At 74.4% G+C, this 21,563-nt stretch carries 25 protein-coding genes; 14 read left to right on the forward strand and 11 right to left on the reverse strand.

The window, feature by feature from the left end:
• Positions 1-31: 31 nt before the first annotated feature.
• Positions 32-1,363, forward strand: coding sequence for a DUF2252 domain-containing protein (locus tag AL2_RS26350; RefSeq protein WP_067638101.1), 1,332 nt, complete (start codon positions 32-34; stop codon positions 1,361-1,363).
• A gap of 24 nt (positions 1,364-1,387) precedes the next feature.
• Here AL2_RS26350 and AL2_RS26355 read toward each other — a convergent pair whose 3' ends face one another.
• The gene (locus tag AL2_RS26355) at positions 1,388-2,980 is read right to left on the reverse strand and encodes a SpoIIE family protein phosphatase (RefSeq protein ID WP_168444814.1); all 1,593 of its coding nucleotides are present in this window, start codon (positions 2,978-2,980) and stop codon (positions 1,388-1,390) included.
• Between the two features lie 98 nt (positions 2,981-3,078).
• On the opposite strand from AL2_RS26355, the gene AL2_RS26360 reads away from it, so the two are divergent.
• Positions 3,079-3,879, forward strand: a complete 801-nt coding sequence (locus AL2_RS26360) for an SAM-dependent methyltransferase (RefSeq protein WP_067638106.1) — start codon at positions 3,079-3,081, stop codon at positions 3,877-3,879.
• 4 nt (positions 3,880-3,883) lie between these two features.
• Here AL2_RS26360 and AL2_RS26365 read toward each other — a convergent pair whose 3' ends face one another.
• Together AL2_RS26365 and AL2_RS39860 are read right to left on the reverse strand one after the other, a co-directional pair.
• Positions 3,884-4,456 (reverse strand): hypothetical protein, encoded by a 573-nt coding sequence (locus AL2_RS26365; RefSeq protein WP_067638107.1) that lies wholly within the window; start codon positions 4,454-4,456, stop codon positions 3,884-3,886.
• Positions 4,457-4,458: 2 nt separating this feature from the next.
• Positions 4,459-4,587, reverse strand: a complete 129-nt coding sequence (locus tag AL2_RS39860; protein WP_281181618.1) for a hypothetical protein — start codon at positions 4,585-4,587, stop codon at positions 4,459-4,461.
• Between the two features lie 272 nt (positions 4,588-4,859).
• Here AL2_RS39860 and kamD point away from each other — a divergent pair, with 272 nt between their 5' ends.
• The 6 genes from kamD to AL2_RS26395 all read left to right on the forward strand — a co-directional run bounded on the left by kamD (position 4,860) and on the right by AL2_RS26395 (position 11,328).
• Positions 4,860-6,479, forward strand: coding sequence for a lysine 5,6-aminomutase subunit alpha (gene kamD / locus AL2_RS26370; RefSeq protein ID WP_067638109.1), 1,620 nt, complete (start codon positions 4,860-4,862; stop codon positions 6,477-6,479).
• Positions 6,476-7,318 carry a lysine 5,6-aminomutase subunit beta gene (gene kamE, locus AL2_RS26375; protein ID WP_067638111.1) on the forward strand — a complete coding sequence of 281 codons (843 nt, stop codon included), beginning with the start codon at positions 6,476-6,478 and terminating at the stop codon, positions 7,316-7,318. Before kamD ends, kamE begins: the two co-directional genes overlap by 4 nt.
• Positions 7,311-7,727, forward strand: coding sequence for a 3-aminobutyryl-CoA ammonia lyase (gene kal, locus AL2_RS26380; RefSeq protein WP_067638113.1), 417 nt, complete (start codon positions 7,311-7,313; stop codon positions 7,725-7,727). The genes kamE and kal overlap by 8 nt, the downstream gene beginning before the upstream one ends.
• 512 nt (positions 7,728-8,239) lie before the next feature.
• Positions 8,240-9,949: an apolipoprotein N-acyltransferase gene (gene lnt / locus AL2_RS26385; protein WP_067638115.1), complete on the forward strand. Its 1,710-nt coding sequence runs from the start codon at positions 8,240-8,242 to the stop codon at positions 9,947-9,949.
• A gap of 5 nt (positions 9,950-9,954) precedes the next feature.
• Positions 9,955-10,701: a polyprenol monophosphomannose synthase gene (locus tag AL2_RS26390; protein ID WP_067638117.1), complete on the forward strand. Its 747-nt coding sequence runs from the start codon at positions 9,955-9,957 to the stop codon at positions 10,699-10,701.
• A 93-nt stretch (positions 10,702-10,794) separates the two neighbouring features.
• Positions 10,795-11,328, forward strand: a complete 534-nt coding sequence (locus AL2_RS26395; RefSeq protein ID WP_067638119.1) for an FxsA family protein — start codon at positions 10,795-10,797, stop codon at positions 11,326-11,328.
• A 19-nt stretch (positions 11,329-11,347) separates the two neighbouring features.
• On the opposite strand, the gene AL2_RS26400 is transcribed toward AL2_RS26395, so the two are convergent.
• Genes AL2_RS26400 through AL2_RS26410 form a run of 3 tightly spaced genes read right to left on the reverse strand, consistent with a single transcriptional unit; the run spans position 11,348 to position 14,510 of the window.
• On the reverse strand, positions 11,348-12,133 hold the full coding sequence (locus AL2_RS26400) for an ABC transporter permease subunit (RefSeq protein ID WP_067638121.1): 786 nt from the start codon (positions 12,131-12,133) through the stop codon (positions 11,348-11,350).
• Entirely contained in the window at positions 12,130-13,584 is a 1,455-nt protein-coding gene (locus AL2_RS26405) for a DUF1349 domain-containing protein (RefSeq protein ID WP_067638123.1), read from the reverse strand. The genes AL2_RS26400 and AL2_RS26405 overlap by 4 nt, the downstream gene beginning before the upstream one ends.
• Complete coding sequence (locus AL2_RS26410; RefSeq protein ID WP_067638125.1) at positions 13,581-14,510, reverse strand: ABC transporter ATP-binding protein; 930 nt, start codon at positions 14,508-14,510, stop codon at positions 13,581-13,583. Before AL2_RS26410 ends, AL2_RS26405 begins: the two co-directional genes overlap by 4 nt.
• A 136-nt stretch (positions 14,511-14,646) precedes the next feature.
• Here AL2_RS26410 and AL2_RS36765 point away from each other — a divergent pair, with 136 nt between their 5' ends.
• Together AL2_RS36765 and AL2_RS26420 are read left to right on the forward strand one after the other, a co-directional pair.
• Positions 14,647-15,633: a sensor histidine kinase gene (locus AL2_RS36765; protein WP_245666948.1), complete on the forward strand. Its 987-nt coding sequence runs from the start codon at positions 14,647-14,649 to the stop codon at positions 15,631-15,633.
• Positions 15,630-16,307 carry a response regulator gene (locus tag AL2_RS26420; RefSeq protein ID WP_245666950.1) on the forward strand — a complete coding sequence of 226 codons (678 nt, stop codon included), beginning with the start codon at positions 15,630-15,632 and terminating at the stop codon, positions 16,305-16,307. The genes AL2_RS36765 and AL2_RS26420 overlap by 4 nt, the downstream gene beginning before the upstream one ends.
• Positions 16,308-16,367: 60 nt before the next feature.
• Here the strand turns inward: AL2_RS26420 and AL2_RS26425 are convergent, their stop codons facing one another.
• On the reverse strand, positions 16,368-16,712 hold the full coding sequence (locus AL2_RS26425) for an RNA polymerase-binding protein RbpA (RefSeq protein ID WP_067638127.1): 345 nt from the start codon (positions 16,710-16,712) through the stop codon (positions 16,368-16,370).
• A 211-nt stretch (positions 16,713-16,923) separates the two neighbouring features.
• Between AL2_RS26425 and AL2_RS26430 the strand changes: the two genes are divergently transcribed.
• The gene (locus AL2_RS26430; protein ID WP_067638129.1) at positions 16,924-17,541 is read left to right on the forward strand and encodes a ClpP family protease; all 618 of its coding nucleotides are present in this window, start codon (positions 16,924-16,926) and stop codon (positions 17,539-17,541) included.
• A gap of 2 nt (positions 17,542-17,543) precedes the next feature.
• Entirely contained in the window at positions 17,544-18,152 is a 609-nt protein-coding gene (locus AL2_RS26435; protein WP_067638131.1) for a ClpP family protease, read from the forward strand.
• A 20-nt stretch (positions 18,153-18,172) separates the two neighbouring features.
• On the opposite strand, the gene AL2_RS26440 is transcribed toward AL2_RS26435, so the two are convergent.
• The 3 genes from AL2_RS26440 to AL2_RS26450 all read right to left on the reverse strand — a co-directional run bounded on the left by AL2_RS26440 (position 18,173) and on the right by AL2_RS26450 (position 19,846).
• Complete coding sequence (locus tag AL2_RS26440) at positions 18,173-18,574, reverse strand: helix-turn-helix domain-containing protein (protein WP_067638134.1); 402 nt, start codon at positions 18,572-18,574, stop codon at positions 18,173-18,175.
• Between the two features lie 106 nt (positions 18,575-18,680).
• Positions 18,681-19,286, reverse strand: coding sequence for an ATP-dependent Clp protease proteolytic subunit (locus tag AL2_RS26445; RefSeq protein ID WP_067638136.1), 606 nt, complete (start codon positions 19,284-19,286; stop codon positions 18,681-18,683).
• Positions 19,283-19,846: a ClpP family protease gene (locus tag AL2_RS26450; RefSeq protein WP_067638173.1), complete on the reverse strand. Its 564-nt coding sequence runs from the start codon at positions 19,844-19,846 to the stop codon at positions 19,283-19,285. The genes AL2_RS26445 and AL2_RS26450 overlap by 4 nt, the downstream gene beginning before the upstream one ends.
• A gap of 197 nt (positions 19,847-20,043) precedes the next feature.
• Here AL2_RS26450 and AL2_RS26455 point away from each other — a divergent pair, with 197 nt between their 5' ends.
• On the forward strand, positions 20,044-20,316 hold the full coding sequence (locus AL2_RS26455) for a type II toxin-antitoxin system Phd/YefM family antitoxin (protein WP_245666952.1): 273 nt from the start codon (positions 20,044-20,046) through the stop codon (positions 20,314-20,316).
• Positions 20,317-20,425: 109 nt separating this feature from the next.
• On the opposite strand, the gene AL2_RS26460 is transcribed toward AL2_RS26455, so the two are convergent.
• Positions 20,426-21,229: a glycerophosphodiester phosphodiesterase family protein gene (locus AL2_RS26460; RefSeq protein ID WP_067638175.1), complete on the reverse strand. Its 804-nt coding sequence runs from the start codon at positions 21,227-21,229 to the stop codon at positions 20,426-20,428.
• A 111-nt stretch (positions 21,230-21,340) separates the two neighbouring features.
• On the opposite strand from AL2_RS26460, the gene AL2_RS26465 reads away from it, so the two are divergent.
• Entirely contained in the window at positions 21,341-21,562 is a 222-nt protein-coding gene (locus AL2_RS26465; protein ID WP_067638139.1) for an EF-hand domain-containing protein, read from the forward strand.
• Position 21,563 lies beyond the last annotated feature (1 nt).

Consider the following 21,563-nt stretch of genomic DNA (forward strand, 5'->3'; position numbering starts at 1 on the left):
CGGGGCTCACCCGATCATCGAGGGAGAGAGAATGGCGAGCATCACCGAGGAACTGCGCGACCGGGACCCCAAGGAGCGCCGGGCGCAGATCGTCGACGTCCTCGTCGACGCGTTCTCGGACCTGATGGAGCGCAGCCCCGCCGAGTTCCGCCGCCGCTTCCGCAAGATGGCCTCCGACCCGTTCGCGTTCTACCGGGGCAGCGCCTGCCTGTTCTACGCCGACATCGTCCACGACGACGACCCGTGGGCCGACGAGCGCACGTCCCGCGTCTGGATCCAGGGCGACCTGCACGCGCAGAACTTCGGCACCTACATGAACGACGACGGCGTGTTCGTCTTCGACGTCAACGACTACGACGAGGCCTACGTCGGCCACTTCACCTGGGACGTCAAGCGGCTCGTCGCGAGCCTGGCGCTGCTGGCCTGGCAGAAGGCGATCTCCGACGCCGACATCCGCCGGCTGATCGAGGCCTACGTGCGCGCCTACGTCGACCAGGTCCGGCGCTTCGCCGCCCACGAGGGCGACGAGAAGTTCGCGCTGACCCTCGACAACACCGACGGCTACGTCCGCGACGTGCTCGTCGCCGCGATGGGCGGCACCCGGATCGGGCTGCTGGAGGACATGACGATCGTGGACGGGCCCGACCGCCGGTTCCGCGACCGGTCCGGCGTCCGCCGCCTGGACGACGCGGAACGTGCCAGGGTGGAGGCCGCCTACCAGGAGTACCTGACCACCATCCCGAGCGAGAAGCGGTTCGGCAGCCTCACCTACCAGGTGAAGGACATCGTGGGCGCGTCCGGGTTCGGCATCGGCTCGGCCGGGCTGTCGGCCTACAACATCCTGGTCGAGGGCAACACCCAGGCGCTGGAGAACGACGTCATCCTGTCGATGAAGCAGGGCAACGTCGCGGCACCGAGCCGTGTCGTGGACGACCCGCGCATACGGGAGTACTTCCAGCACCACGGGCACCGCACCGCCGTGTCGCGCCGCGCGCTGCAGGCCAACAGCGACCCGTGGCTCGGCCACACCCAGATCGACGGGGTCGGCTACGTCGTCCAGGAGCTGTCGCCCTACGAGGAGGACCTGGACTGGGGCGGCCTCACCGAGCCGGAGGACATGCTGTCGGTCCTGGACGACCTCGGCCGCGCCACCGCCAAGGTGCACTGCGTGTCCGACACCGACTCCGACCACACCGTGGTCGGCTTCCAGGTCGAGGACGCCATCCACGCGGCGATCGGCCCGGACGAGTCCGCGTTCGTCGAGGCGATGGTCGCGTTCGGCACCCGGTACGCCGAGATCGTCCGCGACGACCACAAGTACTTCGTGGACGCGTTCCGCAACCACGAGATCCCGGGCCTGTAGGCCGGCCCGCCCGGCCGGTGCCGCTCAGCCGGCCGGGCGGAGCAGGAGGAGGGCTATGTCGTCGTGGCCCTGCTGGTCGGACAGCAGGGCCAGGACGCCGTCGGCGGTGTCCTCCAGCGTGCCGGCCTGCGAGGCGACAAGCGCGGACGCCAGCCGCGCGATGCCCTCGTCGACGTTGCGCATCCGGCTCTCGACCAGGCCGTCGGTGTAGAAGGCGAGGGTGGCGCCCGCCGGGATCTGCGCCGGGACCTGCTCGTACTCGGGCGGGTGCGCGGGGTCGGACACCCCGAGCGGCAGCCCGCGCGGGAACGCGAACCGCCGCGCCGTCCCGTCGGGGAGGGCCAGCAGCGGCGGCGGATGCCCGGCGCACGCCACCTCGCAGTGCAGCGTCGCCGGGTCGCAGACCATGCACAGGCAGGTCGCGAACTGGGCGGCGTCCAGGTCCTGGGCGATGGAGTCGAGCCGCTCCAGCACCTCGGCGGGCGGGAACTCGCAGCTGGCCAGGGTGTGCGCGGCGACCCGCAGCTGACCCATCGCCGCGGCGGCGGTGACGCCGTGCCCCACCGAGTCGCCGATGACGACCGCGACCTTGTCGCCGGGAAGCGGCACCACGTCGTACCAGTCGCCGCCGACGCCGCTGCGGGCCGGCAGGTAGCGGTGCGCGATCTCCAGGCCGGGCGGGGCGGCGACCCCGGCGGGCAGCAGCCCGGCCTTCAGGGTGGTCGCGGTGCGGTGCTCGCGCCGGTACAGGCAGGCGTTGTCGACGCAGGTGGCGGCGCGCCCGGCGAGCTCGGACGCCAGCGCCGTGTCGGTGGCGGTGAACGGAAGCCGGCCGCGCTTGCGGCTGAACACCGCGAAGCCGAGCGCCCGGCCCCGCGCCACCAGCGGCACCGCCAGCAGCGACACGTGGTCGAGGAGCCCGTCGAAGACGCGGCCTGTCTGCCGCGCCATCGTGTCCTGGATGGCGTCGCCGCCGAACTCGATCATGGCGCCGGTGGTGAGGCAGCGGGCGTACGGGGTGGACGGCGGGTAGACGATGACCTCGTTGACGGGGAACTCGCGGGACCACTCGCGGGGGTCGTCGTCGGCGAACGCCACCGCCAGGCGCCGTACGACCGCCGAGCCGTCGGCCTCCGCGGCGGGGTGGTCGTCGTCGGCGAGGAGCCGCTCCAGGACGTAGACGGCGCCCGCGTCGGCGAACCGTGGGACGGTGACGGCGACGATCTCGCAGGCGGTGCGGTGCAGGTCGAGGGTGGAGCCGATGCGGCGGCCCGCCTCGTTCAGCAGGTCCAGGCCGTCGGCCCACGGCGGCGACACGGTCAGTGCGACGACGGGGCCGCCGTCCGCGCGGGTGATCGCCTCGCACGCGACCGACAGCCCGTCGTCCGACAGCGGCAGCACCCCGCTCCAGGAGCGGCCGGACATGGCCATCTTCAGCGCCGACGCCAGGTGCTCGGCGGCGGCGGGGCGGCCGAGCAGTTCGGGCAGCCGCGCCCCGGCCGCCTCGGCCGCATCGTGGCCGAACAGGCGGGCGGCGCCCTCGCTCCACCCGGTGATCGCGCCGTCCGGGTCGAGCAGGACGGTCACCGGCCCCGGCCGTGCGGGTCGATCGGACATCGGTCCTCGCTGCCGTGTTCGGGGGGCCGGCCGGCGGGGCCGCGTTACGCTGATTCCGCTCCGCGGACGGCACCCCTCGGTCAAAAGGGAGACGATGCATGGACTCCGAGTGGATACCACCCGAGGTCGACAGTCGAAGACCAAGCGTCGCACGGGTGTACGACTTCCTGCTCGGGGGAGCCCACAATTTCGCATCCGATCGTGACCTTGCGACCGGGCTGCTGCGCGTCGAGCCGCAGGCGCGGGAACTGGCCCAGGCGAACCGGGCGTTCCTGCGGCGCGCGGTCCGCACGCTGGCCGGGGCGGGCGTCTCCCAGTTCGTCGACATCGGGTCGGGCATCCCGACGCAGGGCAACGTGCACGAGGTCGCGCAGGGCGTGAACCCGGACGCGCGGGTGGTGTACGTCGACAACGACGACGTCGCCGTCGCGCACAGCCGCAGCATCCTGGCCGGCGACGACCGCACCGCGATCCTGCAGGCCGACATGCGGAACCCGGCCGGCATCCTCACCGCCCCGGAACTGAAGGACCTGATCGACCTCGCCGAGCCGGTGGCGTTCCTGCTGGTGGCGGCGCTGCACCTGGTCAAGGCCGCGGAGGACCCGGCCGGCATCGTCGCGGCGCTGCGCGACGCCGCCGCGCCCGGCAGCCACCTGGTGATCTCCCACCTCACCCATGAGGCGCAGCCGGGCAAGACCGCCGCGATCGGCAAGCTCTACGACCGGGCGACGTCCCCGGCGGTCGCCCGGTCGCACGCGGAGATCCTGCGGTTCTTCGACGGCTGGGAGATGCTCGACCCGGGCCTGGTGTACGTGCCGCTGTGGCGCCCGGACGAGGGCGACGTCGTGGCCGACCCCGAGCGGTTCCTCGTCCTCGGCGGGGTCGGCCGCCTTCCCTGACCCGTCAGCGGGCGAACGCGATGGCGGTGCCGGCGCTGACGACGACCGCGACGACGACGAGGACCAGCGAGGTGCTCAGCGGGTTGCGGCGCCGCTGCGCCGTCTGCGCGGCGCGCGGCGCCGTGTGCGCGGGCGCCGGCGCCGCCTCCTCGTGCGGTGCGTGCCCGTGCGGTGCCTGCTCGCGTGGTGTCCGCGCGGGCGGTGCCGGCGCGGCGGCCGAGGGCTCGGGCGGGCGCGTCCGCGGGGGCGGCGGCAGCGCGGCCGCCGCCGGGCGGGGACCCGGCGCGGGCGGCGGCGCGGCCGGGCCGGGCGGCCCGGCCGGGACGGGCTCGGCCGGCGGCTCCGGAGTCTCGGCCGGCGGCTCGTCCGAGGGCGGGGGCGGCTCGGGGGACGGCTCGGGCGTGTCCGGCGGCGGGGTTTCGGCGCAGCCGGCGGCGTCGGTGCCGGGCCCGATCTCGATGTCGACGCACACGGCGGCGCCGGGCGGCGGAGTGGGGGCCGCGAGCGCGCCGGCGGGGAGGGCGAGGACGCCCGCGACCGCGGCGGGCAGGACGGGCACGACGAGACGCGCGCGCACGCTCACCCACCTCCCGAGATGCGCTGCAGTTCGGGGGCGGGGCCGTCCGCGCCCCTCCAGCGCCGGACGAGCCGGCTCGCCAGCAGTACCACGCCGATCGCGCAGATCGCGGCCGCACAGTAAACGATCATGCCCCTCCCGCGTCAGGCTCCCATCACTGCAGGTGAGCTTATTTTCACGGACCGTTTCTACCGGTGGGTTTCGCGATGACCGTCACCTGGAGGTGACGTGACCGCCCGGCCAGGGAAGGTGATCGGTACGGGAGGGGGAAGGTCGGAGAGTTCTGCTGCCAGTTCTTGTGAAATACGGTGTCTATGCCGGAAGATCTCCCGTAGAGAACCCGGTGTGAAGGACGATTGTTCGGACCGGCCTGAGAGGGGCGGCTGCGTGAGGGGAGACGGCAATGGCGCCGCAGGGAAAGCTGGACCTCGACCCGGAGGTGGTGCGCACCGCCCGGCGGCTCGCCGCGCGGGCCGCCGAACCGATCATCGGGATGGCCCGGTCCCACACGACCGTCTCGGTTGAGCGGGCGCTGCTGCGCCTGGCGGGCCTCACGGGCGCCGACGACGAGGGGCGCCCCTGGACCAACCACCTCGCCGACGCCGTCCGCGGCCAGGTCGGCCTGGAGCACGGCGTCGCCCTGCCGGTCTGGGACGCGCTGCTGAACGGCCCGCACGCCACCCTGGGCGACCTCGCCCGGGACGCCGCCCGGGGACGGGTGTCGTTCCGGCTCCCGTCCGGGACCGATTCCGGCCACGCCCGCAAGGCCGCGAGGGAGGCCGCGCGCGGCGGGATGGCCCGCATCGACCGGCGCCGCGCCGAGCGCGACCGGCTGCTGGCCGAGCTGCCCGCCCCCGACACCGCCGACCCGCCGCGCCCCCTCGTCTACCTGATCGTGGCGACCGGCGACATCTACGAGGACATCCCGCAGGCGCAGGCGGCCGCCCGCGAGGGCGCCGACGTCGTCGCGGTCATCCGCTCCACCGGCCAGTCCCTGCTGGACTTCGTCCCCGAGGGCGCCACCCGCGAGGGCTACGCCGGCACCTACGCCACCCGCGAGAACTTCCGGCTGATGCGCGCCGCGCTGGACGACGTGTCCCGCGAGCTGGGCCGGTACGTCCGGCTGACGAACTACGCGTCCGGGCTGTGCATGCCGGAGATCGCGACCCTCGCCGGGCTCGAGCGCCTGGACATGATGCTCAACGACTGCATGTACGGGATCATCTTCCGCGACATCAACCCGCGCCGGACGTTCATCGACCAGCGGTTCTCCCGGCAGATCCACGCCCGCGCCGGCATCGTCATCAACACCGGCGAGGACAACTACCTCACCACCGCCGACGCGGTCGACGCCGCGCACACCGTGATCGTCAGCCAGCTGCTCAACGAGCGGTTCGGGCACGAGGCGGGCCTCACCGACGCGCAGCTCGGCCTCGGCCACGCCTTCGAGATCAACCCGGCGATCCCCGAGTCGTTCCGGCTGGAGCTCGCGCACGCCCAGCTGGTCCGGGAGCTGTTCCCCGGCGCGCCGCTGAAGTACATGCCGCCGACCAAGCACATGACCGGCAACATCTTCGCCGGCTACCTGCTGGACGCCTTCTTCAACCTCGCCGGGGTCATGACCGGCCAGTCGATCATCCTGATCGGGATGATGACCGAGGGCATCCACACCCCGTGGCTGTCGGACCGCGACCTCGCCCTGGAGAACGTCCGCTACGTCCGCGACGCGTGCGGGAACCTCGCCGAGGACTTCATGCCCCGCCCGGACGGCATGCTCGTCCAGCGCGCCAAGCAGGTCCTGTCGGAGTCGGTCGACCTGCTGGGCCGCGTCGCCGACGACGGGCTGCTCACCGCCATCGCCGAGGGGACGTTCGGCGTCACCCGCCGCCCGCCCGACGGCGGCAAGGGGCTGGACGGCGTCGTCCCCCGCGCCGGCGGCTACTTCAACCCCGCCATCGAGATCCTCGACACCGAGGACCCGCACGCCGCCCACACCGCCGCAGAGCAGGAGGTGCCCGCATGACGATCGAGAGCCCCGGGACCGGGACCCGGGCGCCGGCGGAGCCCGCCGACACCCGGCAGATCATCCGCCCCTACGGCGACACCACCGGCGACGGCATGGTGCAGATGTCGTTCACGCTGCCCGTCCCCGCCGGGAAGCGCGCCGAGGCCGCCGCCCTGCAGCTCGCGGGGAAGATGGGCCTGGAGCCCGCCAGCGTGGTGCACGCCAAGCCGATGGGGCCCGACTTCACCTTCTTCATCGTGTACGGGAAGGTGCGGCATCTGATCGACTACGCGTCCATCCCCGTCCCGGAGGAGCGCGCGTACCCGCTGCTGACCTCGCAGGAGGTCAACCTGGCGATCCGCGAAGGGCTGAACCGGCGGCTGGTCGTCGTCGGTGCCTGCATCGGCACCGACGCCCACACCGTCGGCATCGACGCGATCCTCAACGTCAAGGGGTTCGCGGGGGAGAAGGGCCTGGAGTACTACCGGGAGATCCAGGTCGTGAACATGGGCGCGCAGGTCACCGTCGAGGAGCTGGTCGAGCGCGCCAAGGCCGAGGACGCCGACGCCGTCCTGGTCTCCCAGGTCGTCACCCAGCGCAACGCGCACCTGCACAACACCAAGCAGATGGCCGCCGCGTTCCACGCCGAGTACCCGACGGCCGTCGCCGGCGGCATGGGGCGGCCGCTGCTGGTCGTCGGCGGCCCCCGGTTCGACACCGTCACCGAGGCCGACCTCGGCGTCGACCGGATCTTCGGCAAGGGCACCACGCCCGCCGAGGTCGCCGGCTACCTCGTGCACGCCCTGCTGCCCGACCAGTTCCCCGCGCACAACGACGGAGAGGCCGACGATGAGTGATCCGCGCGAGGGGACGGCCGTCACCCACCGCCGCTACGTCCCCTACTCCCACGCCCACTACGCCGGCGACCTGGTGGACGGCGCCTACGTCCTCGGGCTGTTCGGGGACGCGGCGACGGAGCTGTGCATCCGCACCGACGGCGACGAGGGCCTGTTCGCCTCCTACACCGACGTCCAGTTCCGCGCGCCCGTCAAGGCCGGGGACGTGCTGGAGACGACCGCGGTGCTGACCCGCGCGGGCACCCGCAGCCGCGCGATGGAGTTCGAGGCCCGCGTCGTGTGCCGGGGCCGTCCGGACAAGGGCGAGTCGGCCGCCGAGGTGCTTCCGGAGCCGATCGTCGCGGTCACCGCGACCGGGACGGTGGTGGTCGCCGCGCCGGCCGGCCGGAGCACGCCCGCCACGCCATGATCGCCGATCTTCCGGGCCCGAATTCAGCTGCGCTGATCATGGCGCTGAGCTGGGGAAACATGGTGTCGCCGCAGAACATGGCGCGGTTGACAAGGGGCCGGAAGCCGGTAGTTTTGCTGCAGTCCAGCACGGGACTCACCGATCGGCCGCCCGAGGCGCCGCCGGGCACCGCACGACGACGGGGACGGGGATCACGCCAGTGGTCGGCATCGTGCCCGCCTCAACCAGTGCGGTGATCCGGGAGCGGGCCCGGGCGGAGCCGCCCGATCGCGCGGGGGGTTGGACCCGGGAAGGGCCCGGACATCCAGTAGAAAACGGAGCCTCGTTCTCACCGCCTGTGGGACGACTCCGGCCCGACGGATGTCGCGGGCCCTCTTCCGTGTCCGGGCTCCCGTCCCCGTCCCCGTCCCCGTCGGCGTCCCTGTCGGCGTCCCTGTCCGCGCGGGCCGTGGTCGCCGTGGGCGCCCGCGCCCGGTAGCGTTCCGGGGAGGAACGAGCGAACGAGGTGGGACGTGGCCCAGGAGACCCTCCCGGACCGGTCGCCGGCCCGCGGCCCCGGAGCGGGCCCGGACGGCGCCCCCGGCGGTGAGGCGCCGCGCGGACGGCTGCGCCGGTTGGGCGCCCGCCTGCGCCGTGGGCTGTACGGGGGCGGCCGCGCGGGCTGGCCCCGCACCCTGCTGGCCGCGGCCGCCGGGCTCGCCATGTGGCCGGCCTTCCCGCCGCTCGACCTCACCTTCCTCGCCCCCGCCGGCGTCGCGCTGCTCACCCTCGTGCTGCGCGGCCGGCGGCCCCGCACCGGCGCGTGGCTCGCCTTCGTCGCCGGCGCGGCGTTCTTCGTCCCCGTCCTGGAGGGCATCTCCCGGATCGGCCCGGACGGCTGGATCATCCTCAGCCTCGTCCAGGCCGCCTACCTGCTGCCGCTGGGCGCCGGGATCGCGGTCGTCACTCGCCTGCCCGGCTGGCCGGTCTGGACGGCGGCGCTGTGGGTCGCCGAGGAGCTGGTCCGCGGCCGCGTGCCGTTCGGCGGGTTCCCCTGGGCCCGGCTGGCGTTCAGCCAGACCGCGACGCCGCTGACCCCGTACGCGTCCTACGGCGGCGCGCCCCTGGTGACGTTCCTGACCGCGCTGGTCGGCGGGCTGCTCGCCTACGCCGCCGTCGCCGCGCACCGCGCCCGCGCGTCCCGCCGCGACCGGACCGGGGACGGGCATGAGGAGGGGCGCGAGGACGGGCAGGAGAGGCCCGCGCCGCGCCGGGCCCTGGTGCCGGTCGCGGGCGCGCTCGCGCTGATCGCCGCCGTCGCCGGGGGCGGGCTGCTGATCCCCACCCCCGCGTCCGGCCGCCCCGTCACCGTCGCGGTGGTCCAGGGCAACGTGCCGCGCCTCGGCCTGGACTTCCTCGGCCAGCGCAAGGCCGTCCTGAACAACCACGTCAAGGCCACCCACGAGCTGGCGGCCAGGGTCCGCGCCGGCGAGCTGCCCCGGCCCGAGCTGGTCGTGTGGCCGGAGAACGCCAGCGACCTCGACCCCTACCGCGAGCCGGACGCCTACACCGCCATCGACGGCGCGGTGCGGGACGTCGGCGTCCCCGTCCTGGTCGGCGCCCTCACCGACACCCCCGACGGCGAGAAGGTCGAGAACCGCGGCATCGTCTGGAACCCCGGGTCCGGTCCCGGCGACTACTACGTCAAGCGGCACCCCGTGCCGTTCGGGGAGTACCTGCCGTTCCGCGACGTCCTCACCAGGCTGATCACCCGGTTCGAGCGGATCCCGCGCGACTTCGCCAGGGGCACCCGCTCCGGGGTGATGAGGCTCGGGCCGGTCACCGTCGGCGACGTGATCTGCTTCGAGGTCGCCTACGACAAGGAGGTCCGGGACGTCGCGCCCGGGAACATCCTGGTCGTGCAGACCAACAACGCCACCTACGGCCGCACCAGCCTCCCGCCGCAGCAGATCGCGATGTCGCGGCTGCGCGCGGTCGAACATGGCCGTACGATCTTGGTGGCCGCGACCAGCGGGATCAGCGCGATCGTCGCCCCGGACGGCCGGATGCTCGCCGAGTCCCGCGAGTTCGTGCCCGACATCCAGGTCCGCACCGTCCCGGCGCGCACCGCGCGGACCCTGTCGGACCGGCTCGGCGCGGCGCCGGAGTGGGCGCTCGCGGCGCTGGGGCTCGGCGCGGTCCTCGCGGCGGCATGGACAGCCAGGAAGAACGAGGGGAATTGACACCGATGGAGATCCCAGCCGACCTCGGCCGGGTGCTCGTGATCATCCCGACCTACAACGAGCGGGACAACATCGAGCGCATCGCCGGCCGGGTGCGCGAGGCCGTCCCGTCGGTGGACGTCCTGGTGGTCGACGACGCCAGCCCCGACGGCACCGGCGAGGTCGCCGACGCGCTGGCGGCCGGGGACGGGCAGATCAAGGTCCTGCACCGCGAGGGCAAGGACGGTCTCGGCCCCGCCTACATCGCCGGGTTCCGGTGGGCCGCCGAGCGCGGCTACGACGTCATGGTCGAGATGGACGCCGACGGCTCCCACCAGCCGGAGGAGCTGCCCCGGCTGCTGGCCGCCCTGGCGGACGCCGACCTCGTCATCGGCGCCCGCTGGGTGCCCGGCGGCAAGGTGCGGAACTGGCCCAAGCGGCGCGAGGCGCTGTCGCGCGGCGCCAACACCTACGCCCGGCTGATGCTCGGCATCCCGCTGCACGACGCGACCGCCGGCTACCGCGCGTTCCGCGCCGCGACGCTGGCGAAGATCGGGCTGGAGGAGGTCGACTCGCGCGGCTACTGCTTCCAGATCGACCTGGCGCTGCGCGCCCTGCGGCAGGGCCTGCGGGTGGTCGAGGTGCCGATCACGTTCGTGGAGCGCGAGCACGGCACCAGCAAGATGAGCCGGGACGTGATGGCCGAGGCGGCGCTGCGCATCACCCAGTGGGGCATGGCCGACCGCGTTGGCAAGCTCCGCCCGCCGCGCTGAGACCCGCGGCGGCCGGCGGGCTCCGGCGGGAAACGATCGGGTGCTCCGCGGCGTTGGACACGGTAGAGGCTTTTCCGATCCGAAGATGGGGCCATGCTGCCGCTGCTGATCGTCCTGGGAACCCTGCTGCTGCCCGTGCTGGAGATCTTCGTGATCCTCCAGGTCGGCGCCGCGGTCGGCGCCTGGCCCACGGTGGGGCTGCTGGTCGCCGGGGCCGTGCTCGGCGCCTGGCTCATCCGCCGGGAGGGCCGCCGCGCCTACGGCGCGCTGCACGACACCGTCCGCACCGGGGTCCTGCAGGACCGCGAGCTCGGCGACGCCGCGCTGATCATGGTCGGCGGGATGCTGCTGCTGTTCCCCGGCTTCGTCACCGACGTGCTCGGGCTGCTGTTCGTGCTGCCGTTCACCCGGCCGCTCGTCCGGCGGGCCCTGTCGTCGTTCGCCGCGCGGCGGCTGCGGGCCGCCGAGGAGCGCGCCGCCACCGTGTTCCCGCCGCCCGGCCTCGGCGGCGCCGGGTTCGACCCGTTCGGCCGGGGGCCCGGCCCCGAGCGCGTGGAGACCCCGCCGGGACCGGTGGTCCCCGGCGAGGTCATCCGCGAGGACGGCGACACGACCTCGCGCGCCTGACACCCGGGCCGCCTGAAGCTCAGGCGTCCCGCACGGCGAGCACGATCCAGCCGGCCAGCAGCGCCGCCGCCGCGTGGCCGGCCAGCACGGCCAGGCCCTCCCACGGGCCGATGGGCAGCCGGTCCAGGTTCCGCGTCGCCTGCACGGCCAGGCCCGCCGGCATCGGCGACACCTTCCCGAGCCTGTCCTGCCAGTGGGCGTCGCCGGCCAGCCGGGTGACGACCGGGACGATCCACAGCAGCGCCAGCACCGCGGTGATCGCCGCCGCCGGCTCCCGCAGCGCCGTCCCCGCGCCGAGCGCCAGCAGCGCGACCAGCACCAGGTACAGGACGGTGCCGGCCGCGGCGCGCGCCGTCGGGCCGTCCAGCGGCGACAGCGGCGGGTAGCCGTTCGCGGCGGTGAACCCGTTGCCGGGCAGCAGGCCCCGCCCGGCCGCCAGCGACGCCAGCACCCCGGCCGCCGCGGCGGCGGCCACCGCGCCCGCGACGACGGCGGCCTTGGCGGCCAGGACCGCGCCCCGCCGCGGCACCGCCGCCAGCGTCGCCGTGATCGTCCCGGTGGCGTACTCCCCGCCGACCGCCAAGACGCCGAGGACGACCGCGGCGACCTGCCCGACCTGGACGCCCGACAGCGCCAGCTTCGGCGTGTCCTCCATGCAGCCCGCCGGGCTCGTGCAGTGCGAGGTGTCGACGGACCCGGTCACCGCCGCGCCCACCGCGGCGGTGAGCACCGCCAGGGCCGCCAGCACCCACCAGGTGCTCGGCAGCGTCCGCAGCTTCGTCCACTCGGCGTGCAGCGCGTTCACGCGTCCCTCTTCCGCAGCAGCCACGCCGCGGCGGCCGCGGCCGCCGCCGTGTAGGCGCACAGCACCCCGAACCCGGCCCACGGGCCGATCGCCTGGTCGAACCGCGGGACCGTCCGCTGGACCGCGAACCCCGCGGCCGGGGTGAGGCGCTCCAGCCACCGCGCCGCCGACAGCGGCAGCCCCGTCGCCGCGATCTGCGGGACGAGCAGCAGCAGCAGCACGATCGTGATCGCGGGCGCGCTGCGCCGCACGATCACCGCGACGGCCACTGAGAACACCGCGACGGCGGCCAGCAGCGCCGCCGTGCCGAGGACGGCCCGCAGCACCGCGCCGTCCGACACCGGCGGCGGCGACAGGCCGTGCGAGCGCAGCACCGGCCCGGCGACCAGCACCGCGCCGAACGCCGCCGCCAGCCCCGCGGCCAGCGACGCGAGGCCCGCGACCGCCGCCTTCGCGGCCAGCACCCGGCCCCGGCGCGGGGACGCCGCGAACGTCGTGCGCAGCATCCCGCGCCGGTACTCGGCCGTCACGAACAGCACCGCGAGCGCGACGATCGCCGCCTGCCCGATCAGCACGCCGGTGAGGGTCGTCTTGGTGATGTCGTCGGCGAACTCGTTGGGGCCGATGTCGCCCGTGCCCTTCAGCGTGAACGTCCCGCTCGCCTGCGTGCGGCCGTCGGCGTCCGGGTCGGCCGCGGGCCCGCCCGGCGCGCCCCGGTCCCGCCAAGGCGCGGCCGGAGGCGCCGGCGACACCGATACGTGGTCGAACGTCGCGCGGGTGCCGCCGGGCTCTCCGGAGACGCTCTCGCCGCCGAACTGCCGCTGCACCTCCACCACGTCGGGGACGGCCACGACCATGCCCGCCAGCGCCTCCCCCGGCAGCCCTTCCAGGCGGACCGACCCGACGCGGTGCCAGGTCCGACCGTCGGGCGAGTCGTAGCCCGTCACCGCCGTGCCGGAGCGCGTCAGCTTCAGCCAGCGCGGCAGCGCCGCCGTCCCGCCGCCCGCGCCGCCCCGCTCGTACCCGGTCTGCAGCCGGACGCCGTGCCCCGGCGTCGCCACCAGCGCCGCGTACGGGGTGCGGCGCTCCTCGCTGCCCCGGATCATGAGCCCCGCCTTCGCCCACGCGCCGCCGCCGTCCTGGGACGTGACGCGCGCGACGACAGAGCCGTCCCCCGCGAGCGGCCGGTAGGTGAAGTGGCCCAGGTCGAAGGACTGCGACAGGGACGGGGGAGCGGGCCTGCCCCCGGAGCCGGTGGACTCGGTCCCCGCCGCCGACAGCAGCGCCACCAGCACCGTCAGCAGGACCGCTGCGAGCAGGGTCAGCATCCAGCGGGGGACGGTGCGCAGCTTGGTCCACTCGGCCAGCAGCAGCCGCCCGAACCCGTCCCGCGCCTCGGCCTGGACGCTGCTGCGGTAGGGCGTCCCCGCGGCCGGGGTTCCGGCGGTCACTGCGCCTCCCGCCCGGTCAGGGCCTGGAACTCCACCGCGTCCCGGGTCAGCTCCATGTACGCCTCCTCCAGCGACGCCCGGTGCTCGGCGATCCCGCTGAACGCCACCCCGGCGCCGGTGAGCAGCGCGATGATCCGCTCGGACGGCAGGCCCGCGACCGTCACCGCGTCCGGCCCGGTCGCCGTCGCGGTGGCGCCCGCGCGGGCCAGCACCGTCATGGCCTCCTGCCGCCGCGCGGTGCGCAGCTCGACCCGCCCGCCGGACGCGGCGTCCAGGAGGTCGGCGACGCTGGTGTCGGCGATCAGCCGGCCCCGCCCGATCACCACCAGGTGGTCGGCGCCGCCCTCCAGTTCGCTCATCAGGTGGCTGGACACCAGCACCGCCCGCCCCTCGGCCGCCAGCGACCGCAGCAGCCCGCGGATCCAGGTGATCCCCTCGGGGTCCAGGCCGTTGACCGGCTCGTCGAACATCAGCGCCGGCGGGTCGCCGAGCAGCGCGGCGGCGATCCCGAGCCGCTGCCGCATGCCGAGCGAGAACCCGCCCGCGCGGCGCCGCGCCGCGCCGCCCAGCCCGGTCAGCTCGATCACCTCGTCCACCCGCCGGGCGGGCAGCCCGTTCGCGTGCGCGAGCCAGCGCAGATGGTCGCGGGCCCGCCGCGCCGGATGCACCGCCGCCGCGTCCAGCATCGCGCCGAGCCGGCACAGCGGCGTGCGCAGCGACCGGTAGGGCCTGCCGCCGACGAGCGCCGTCCCGGCGTCGGGCCGGTCCAGACCCATGATCACCCGCATGGTGGTGGACTTGCCGGCGCCGTTGGGGCCGACGAACCCGGTGACCTGCCCGGGCCCGGCGGTGAACGACAGCCCGTCCACGGCGACGGCCGCGCCGTACCGCTTGCGCAGGCCCCGTACTTCGATGGTTGCCTCCATGCTCCGGGAGGTTACGGACCGCGGCGGCGCCGGGTCGTCACGCCGTGGAGCCGTCTTCGCGGGCGGGGCACGGGGGACGGGGCGTCCCTCCCGGGAGGGACGCCGCGGGGGCGGCGTCCGCGCCACAATGGCGTCCGTGGGGGAGATCGACGGGAGGTCGTGGTGGCCGGCGGCGGGCGCGTGCCTCGCCGCGGCAGGCGCCGCCGAGGCCGTCTACCGCTCGCACGGCTCCGGCGTCGTCCTGCCCCTGGCGATCGTGGTGGACGTGTGCGCGACGCTGCCGCTCGCCCTGGCCCGCGACAAGATCACCGGTGCCGCCGCCACGATCACGGCCGCCGCGGCAGCGGCGTGCGTCCTGCACGGCGGGGCCGCCGTCGCCGCCCTCGCCGCACTCGTCACCGTCTGGACCGAGCTGGTGCGGCGGCGGGTCGCGCGGCGCAGGGCGCGGGCCGCCGCGCTCGACGCGTCCCGCCGCGCGTTCGAGAGCACGCTGCTGGAGCACACCGCGCGCGGCGAGCGGGCCCGCATCGCCCGCGAGCTGCACGACGTCGTCGCCCACCACATCTCGATGATCTCGGTGCAGGCCGAGACGGCGCGGCTGGCCGTCCCCGGCATGCCCGCCGAGGGCGCCGAGCGGCTGCTGGCCATCGGCGACACCGCCCGGACCGCGCTCACCGAGATGCGGCGCCTCCTCGGCGTCCTGCGCGAGGACGCCGGCGCCGCGCCGACCCGCCGCCCGCAGCCCGGCCTGCAGCAGCTCCTCGACCTCGTCGACGAGACCCGCGAGTCCGGCGCGGGCGGGGCCCGGCTGATCGTGCGCGGGGACGTCGCCGCCCTCGACCCCGGGCTGGAACTGGCCGCCTACCGGATCGCGCAGGAGGCGCTCACCAACGCCCGCAGGCACGCGCCGGGCGCCGCCGTCGACGTGGAGATCGACTACGCGCCGGACGCGCTGCGCGTCACCGTCCGCGACAACGGCCCAGGCCCAGGCCCCGGCGCCGCCGGGCACGGGCTGCTCGGCATGCGCGAGCGCGCCGCGGCCGCCGGCGGCGACCTGCGCACCGGCCCCGGGCCGCTCGGCGGGTTCCTCGTCGAGGCGACGCTGCCGCTGGAGGCGCCGTGACCGTCCGCGCCGTGACCGTCCGCGTCGTGGTCGCCGACGACCAGGAGGTCGTCCGCGCCGGGTTCGGGGCGCTGCTCGGCACCCAGCCGGACCTGGCCGTCGTCGCGACCGCCTCGGACGGCGCCGAGACCGTCCGGGTGTGCCGCGAGCAGCGGCCCGACGTCGTGCTGATGGACGTGCGGATGCCCGTCATGGACGGTATCGAGGCCACCCGCCGCGTCACCGCCGCCCCGGATCCGCCGCGCGTCCTCATGCTGACCACGTTCGACCTCGACGAGCACGTCTACGACGCCCTCGTCGCCGGCGCCAGCGGGTTCCTGCTCAAGGACGTCACCGCCGAGCGGCTGTTCGACGCCGTCCGCGTCGTCGCCGCCGGGGAGGCGCTGCTCGCCCCGGCCGTCACCCGCCGCCTCATCGGCGAGTTCGCGCGGCTGCGTCCGCGCCCGCCCGAGCCGGACGTCCTGGACGCCCTCACCCCGCGCGAGACCGAGGTGCTGCGGCTGGTCGCCGGGGGCCTGTCCAACGCCGAGATCGCCGTCCGCCTCGTCGTGGGGGAGCAGACAGTGAAGACCCATGTCAGCCGGATCCTGCGCAAGCTCGGGGTGCGCGACCGCGTCCAGGCCGTCGTCACCGCCTACGAGAGCGGCCTCGTCCGGCCGCGCTCCGGCGGCTGACACGGGCAGGGCCCGCACCGTCGCCGGTGCGGGCCCTGCCCGGATGGATCTGTCAGTCGCTCATGCCGACTTCCTGCGCCCCGCCCGCAAAATCTCCAGGCGCTCGGCGAGGACCTCCTCCAGGTCCTCGACGGTCCTGCGCTCCATGAGCATGTCCCAGTGGGTCCGCGGCGGCTTGCCCTTCTTGGTTTGGGGCAGTTCCCCGTCGACCCGCAGGGCCGTGGCGCCGCAGTTGCGGCATTCCCAGGTCATCGGCACCTCGGCCTCGGCTGCGAGCGTCACGGTGAACCGGTGGCCCTTGGTACAGGTGTAGTCCACCTCTTGCCGAGGGGCCAGATCGGTGTTGCGATCGTTCTCGTAGCTCGTGGCTCCGAGTCGGGTGCCGCGAAGTGCGCGCTCGGCCATCGTCACGTGCCTCCCAGACGGCTTGCGGTCTTGCCCTGACCAACGCTGAACACCGTGACAAGATTCCCGCACCCGGGGTGATCCAACCCTCTGCCGTCCGCTAAGTCGCTGACGGCAGAATCGCTGCGGACCGGGCGCCGCGCCGGGCCATCGTGGAACGGACCGGCGGCCGGACGGACCGGCCCCGCGATCCGCACGGGAGAACACCACGGTGAACACGCTCACGGACGCGCCCCCGGCGGCGGGGTCGCTCGACGACCAGCTGACCGCCCGGCTGCTGCGCGAACGCATCCTCGTCCTCGGCGACGAGGTCGAGGACCACATCGCCAACCGGCTCTGCGGCCAGCTCCTGCTGCTGTCGGCCGAGGACCCGCGCCGCGACATCAGCCTGTACATCAACTCGCCCGGCGGGTCCGTGCTCGCGGGCCTGGCGATCTACGACACGATGCGGCTGATCCCCAACGACGTGTCGACGCTGGCGATGGGCCTGGCCGCGTCGATGGGCCAGTTCCTGCTGTGCGCCGGGACGCCCGGCAAGCGCTTCGCGCTGCCGCACGCGCAGATCCTCATGCACCAGGGCTCGGCCGGCCTCGCCGGGACCGCCGCCGACGTCGAGATCTACGCCGGGCAGCTCCGCCGCGTCAGCGGCATCATGACCGCCCTGACCGCCGAGCACACCGGCCAGACCGCCGAGGCCATCGCCCGCGACGGCCTGCGCGACCGCTGGTTCAGCGCGCAGGAGGCCCTCGACTACGGGATGATCGACCACATCGTCGAGCAGCTGGACGACGTCCGGCCCGCCACCGCCGCCCGGAAGGCGGGACTGTGACCATGGGCCAGTACACGATCCCGACCGTGGTGGAGCGGTCCCCGCGCGGCGACCGCGCCTTCGACGTCTACTCGCGGCTGCTGTCGGGTCGCATCATCTTCCTCGGCACCGAGATCGACGACGGCGTCGCCAACGTCGTCATCGCCCAGATGCTGCACCTGCAGTCCGAGAACGCCGACCTGCCGATCGAGCTGTACATCAACTCCCGCGGCGGCTCGTTCAGCGCGCTGACCGCGATCTACGACACCATGCAGTACATCCGGCCCGACATCGCGACCCTGTGCGTGGGGCAGGCGTCGTCGGCCGCGGCGGTGCTGCTGGCGGCCGGGACGCGCGGCAAGCGGTCCGTCCTGCCGCACTCCACGGTGGTGCTGCACCAGCCCTCGACCGAGGAGGGATCGTTCGAGGCGGGCCGCGGCACGCTGCCCGACCTGGCCGTCCAGGCCGACGAGGTGGCCCGGGTGCGGGCGCAGACCGACCGGATCCTCGGCCGGCACACCGGCCACCCCGTCGGCAAGATCCACGCGGACATCGACCGGCGCCGCACCTTCTCCGCCGAGGAGGCCGTCGCTTACGGGATCGCCGACCAGGTCATCGCCGCCACCGCGTAGCTCGGCCGCCATCGCGCGGCTCAGGCCGCCAGGGAGAGCACGGACACCGCGGCACCGCCCGCCCCGGACGCGGGCGGCGCCGCGGCGCGCCGGACCGGCATCGGCCGCACGGTGGCTCCCGCGGCGCGCGCGCCCTCGACGCGCGCGGCGTCGACACGGGTCAGGTCGTGCACGACGGCCGCCAGCAGGTCGGCCAGTTCGACGCCGAGCGCGTCGCACACGGCGGCCAGCACCTCCGACGACGCCTCCTTGCGGCCACGCTCGATCTCCGACAGGTACGGCATGGAGATCCGCGCGGCGACCGCCACGTCGGCCAGCGTGCGTCCCTGCGCCCGCCGGATCCGGCGCAGCGCGGCGCCCAGCAGCGACCGCAGCAGGGCGCGCGGGCGCCGGCGGCGTCCGTCGACGGCGGTGTTCGTCATCGGGTCCTCGTCTCACGGCAGGCGGGCGGCGGTCCCGCCCGGTGAACACCTTCATGCCTAACCGCCGCGCGGCGTCCGGGCCAGTGCTTTCGCCCTCGGCGCACTCTCAGGCGCGGCTGGTGAGGACCGCGTCGATCAGCCCGTAGTCCTTGGCCTCCGCGGCGGTGAAGTACCGCTCGCGGTCCAGGTCGCGCCGCACCGTCTCGGCGTCGCGCCCGGCCGCCTCCGCCAGGATCGCCTCGGTCTGCCGCCGCAGCCGCAGCACCTCGCGCGCCTGGATGTCCAGGTCGGTGGCGTAGCCGCGGGACACCTCGACCTCCGGCTCGTGCAGCAGGATCCGCGCGCCGCGCAGCGCCTGCCGCCGTCCCGGCGAGCCCGCCGCCAGCAGGACAGCCGCCGCCGACCCGGCCTGCCCGACGCACGTCGTCTCGACCTCGGGCCGGATGTACTGCATGGTGTCGCAGATCGCCAGCATCGCCGTCAGCGACCCGCCCGGCGAGTTGATGTAGAGGGCGATGGGCCGGTCGGGGTCCATACCCTCCAGCGCCAGCATCTGCGCGGTGACGTCGTTGGCGCTGGTGTCGTCCACCGGCGCGCCGAGGAAGACGATGCGGTCCTCGAACAGCCTGTTGTAGGGGTTGGTGTCCTTGCGGCCGTAGCTGGTCTGCTCCTCGTACTCGGGGACGAGGTACCGCCGTTCCGCTCTTGTCATGTGCCCACCCGGTCGGTGCTGTCGATGACGTGGTCGACGAAGCCGTAGTCGCGGGCCTCCTCCGCGGTGAACCACGCGTCCCGGTCGCCGTCGGCCTCGATCTGCTCCAGCGGCTGCCCGGTGTGGAACGCCGTCCGCTCCGCCAGGGTCCGCTTGAGGTAGAGGGACTGCTCGGCCTGGATCTTGATGTCGGACGCGGTGCCGCCGATCCCGCCGTGCGGCTGGTGCATCATCACCCGCGCGTGCCGCAGCGCGTACCGCTTGCCCCGCGTCCCCGCGCACAGCAGCGTCTGCCCCATGGACGCCGCCATGCCCATCGCGACGGTGGATATGTCGTTCGGGACGAACTGCATCATGTCGTAGATCGCCATCCCCGCGTCGACGACGCCGCCGGGGGAGTTGATGTAGAGCGTGATGTCGCGCCGCCCGTCCTGCGCCGCGAGCAGCAGCAGCTGCGCGTTGACCCGGTTGGCGAGCCGGTCGTCGATCTCGCTGCCGAGGAAGACGATCCGCTGCGCGAGCAGCCGCTCGTACAGCTGCGCGTCCGCGAGCTGAGGCATCTCCGCCACCTTGGCCCGCGACCTCCCCGCGAACGTCTCCGCCCGTTCGCCGTCCCGCCTCTGTTCGCCGCTCACGGCCCCTCCTCGATCATCTGTACGGTTCGTACGCTACGTACGTAGACAGTATTACCGTCCGGGCAGCCGGGCCAGGGGGAGGTCGAGTGTTTCGCTATACGATGAATAGCGTGGATGTTCCGGTGACCGAAGCACGTGCAGAGTTCGCGGATCTGGTGAACCGGGTCGCCTACACGGGCGAGCCCGTCAAGCTCACGCGGCGCGGCAAGGTGATGGCCGCCCTGGTCAGCCCGGAGGACCTCGAACTGCTGGAGGCGATCCGCGCCCAGCGCCTCGACCTCCAGGTCGGCGGCACGGTACCCCCGGGCCGGCCCTCCCGGCCCGCCGAGCGGCCGCAACCGTCCCCGCCGATGCGCATCGCGGCCGAGTACCGTCCGCCCGGATTCAGCCGCTGACCTCCGAAGCGCGCCGGCCCCGGCAGTCCGCGACCGGCTGATCGCCTGGTCCCGCTGCCTTGCCCGCGGTGCGTGCCACGGACTGAACCCGTCCCGCCGTTCGCGGAGGTCAGGGGGTGGGGTGGGAGGTGTGCCAGACGTCGCGGGAGGACATGAGGCGGCGCAGGGTCACGAGGTCGTCGGTGATGATGCCGTCGATGCCGAGGTCGAGGAGGCGGGCCATGGCGGCGGGGTCGTTGACCGTCCAGGCGTGGACCTGCAGGCCGAGGCGGTGGGCGTGGTCGATGAACGCCTCGGTGACGAACGGGACGGGGCCGAGGCCGTAGGGGACCTGGGCGCAGGCGACGCCGGTGGCGGCGAGGCGGACCAGTTTGGCGGCGGGGCCGCCGTAGGAGCGGGCGCGCAGCGCCATCAGGCCGCGCGGGCCGAGGGCCGTGCACACGTCCCGGTCGGTGAACAGGGGGAGACGGGCGCGCATCTGGGCCAGGCGGCGCGTGGAGAAGGAGGTGAGGCACACCCGATTCCAGGCGTTCGTGCGGTGCAGCGTCGCGGCCAGCGGCCCGATGACGCGGGCGTCCTTCAGGTCGATGTTGACGCGGGAGCCCGGGAAGGAGCCGAGGACGTCCTCCAGGCGGGGGATCGGCTCGGTGCCGGCGACGCGGGCCTTGGCGACCTCGGCGTAGGGCAGCCGCGAGACGGTGCCGGTGCGGTCGGTGACGCGGTCCAGGGTGCGGTCGTGGAAGGCGACGACGACGCCGTCGGCGGTGGCGTGGGCGTCGGTCTCCAGGTAGCGGTAGCCGAGCTCGGTGGCGCGCTGGAACGCGGCCATCGAGTTCTCCGGGCGGCCCGCGCCGCCGCGGTGGGCGAAGGGGATCGGCCCGGGATGGTCGAGGAACTCGTACGTGCGGCGCACGCCCCCGATTATGGCGGACCCGTCGATCAAGCCTGACCTTACTGCGTAAAGGGCCGGGGCGAGAAGCGCGGTGCTACCGTCACCCCTCGACCGGCCAACGAAGGAGCACCCATGGCGGACGTGAACGACTACCGGGCGACGTTCGAGCTCGTGGACGTCGACGGTGACGGGTACATCTCGGCGGACGAGCTGAAGAACCTGATGAGCAAGCTCGGCCAGGACGTCAACGGCACGCGTGCGGTCGAGGTGGTCGTGGCCGCCGACGCCAACCGCGACGGCAAGATCTCCCTGGAGGAGTTCACCGCGCTGATGGAGGGGACGGCCCGCCCCTGAC

The organism is Actinomadura latina NBRC 106108 (assembly GCF_001552195.1).
Lineage (GTDB): Bacteria > Actinomycetota > Actinomycetes > Streptosporangiales > Streptosporangiaceae > Spirillospora > Spirillospora latina.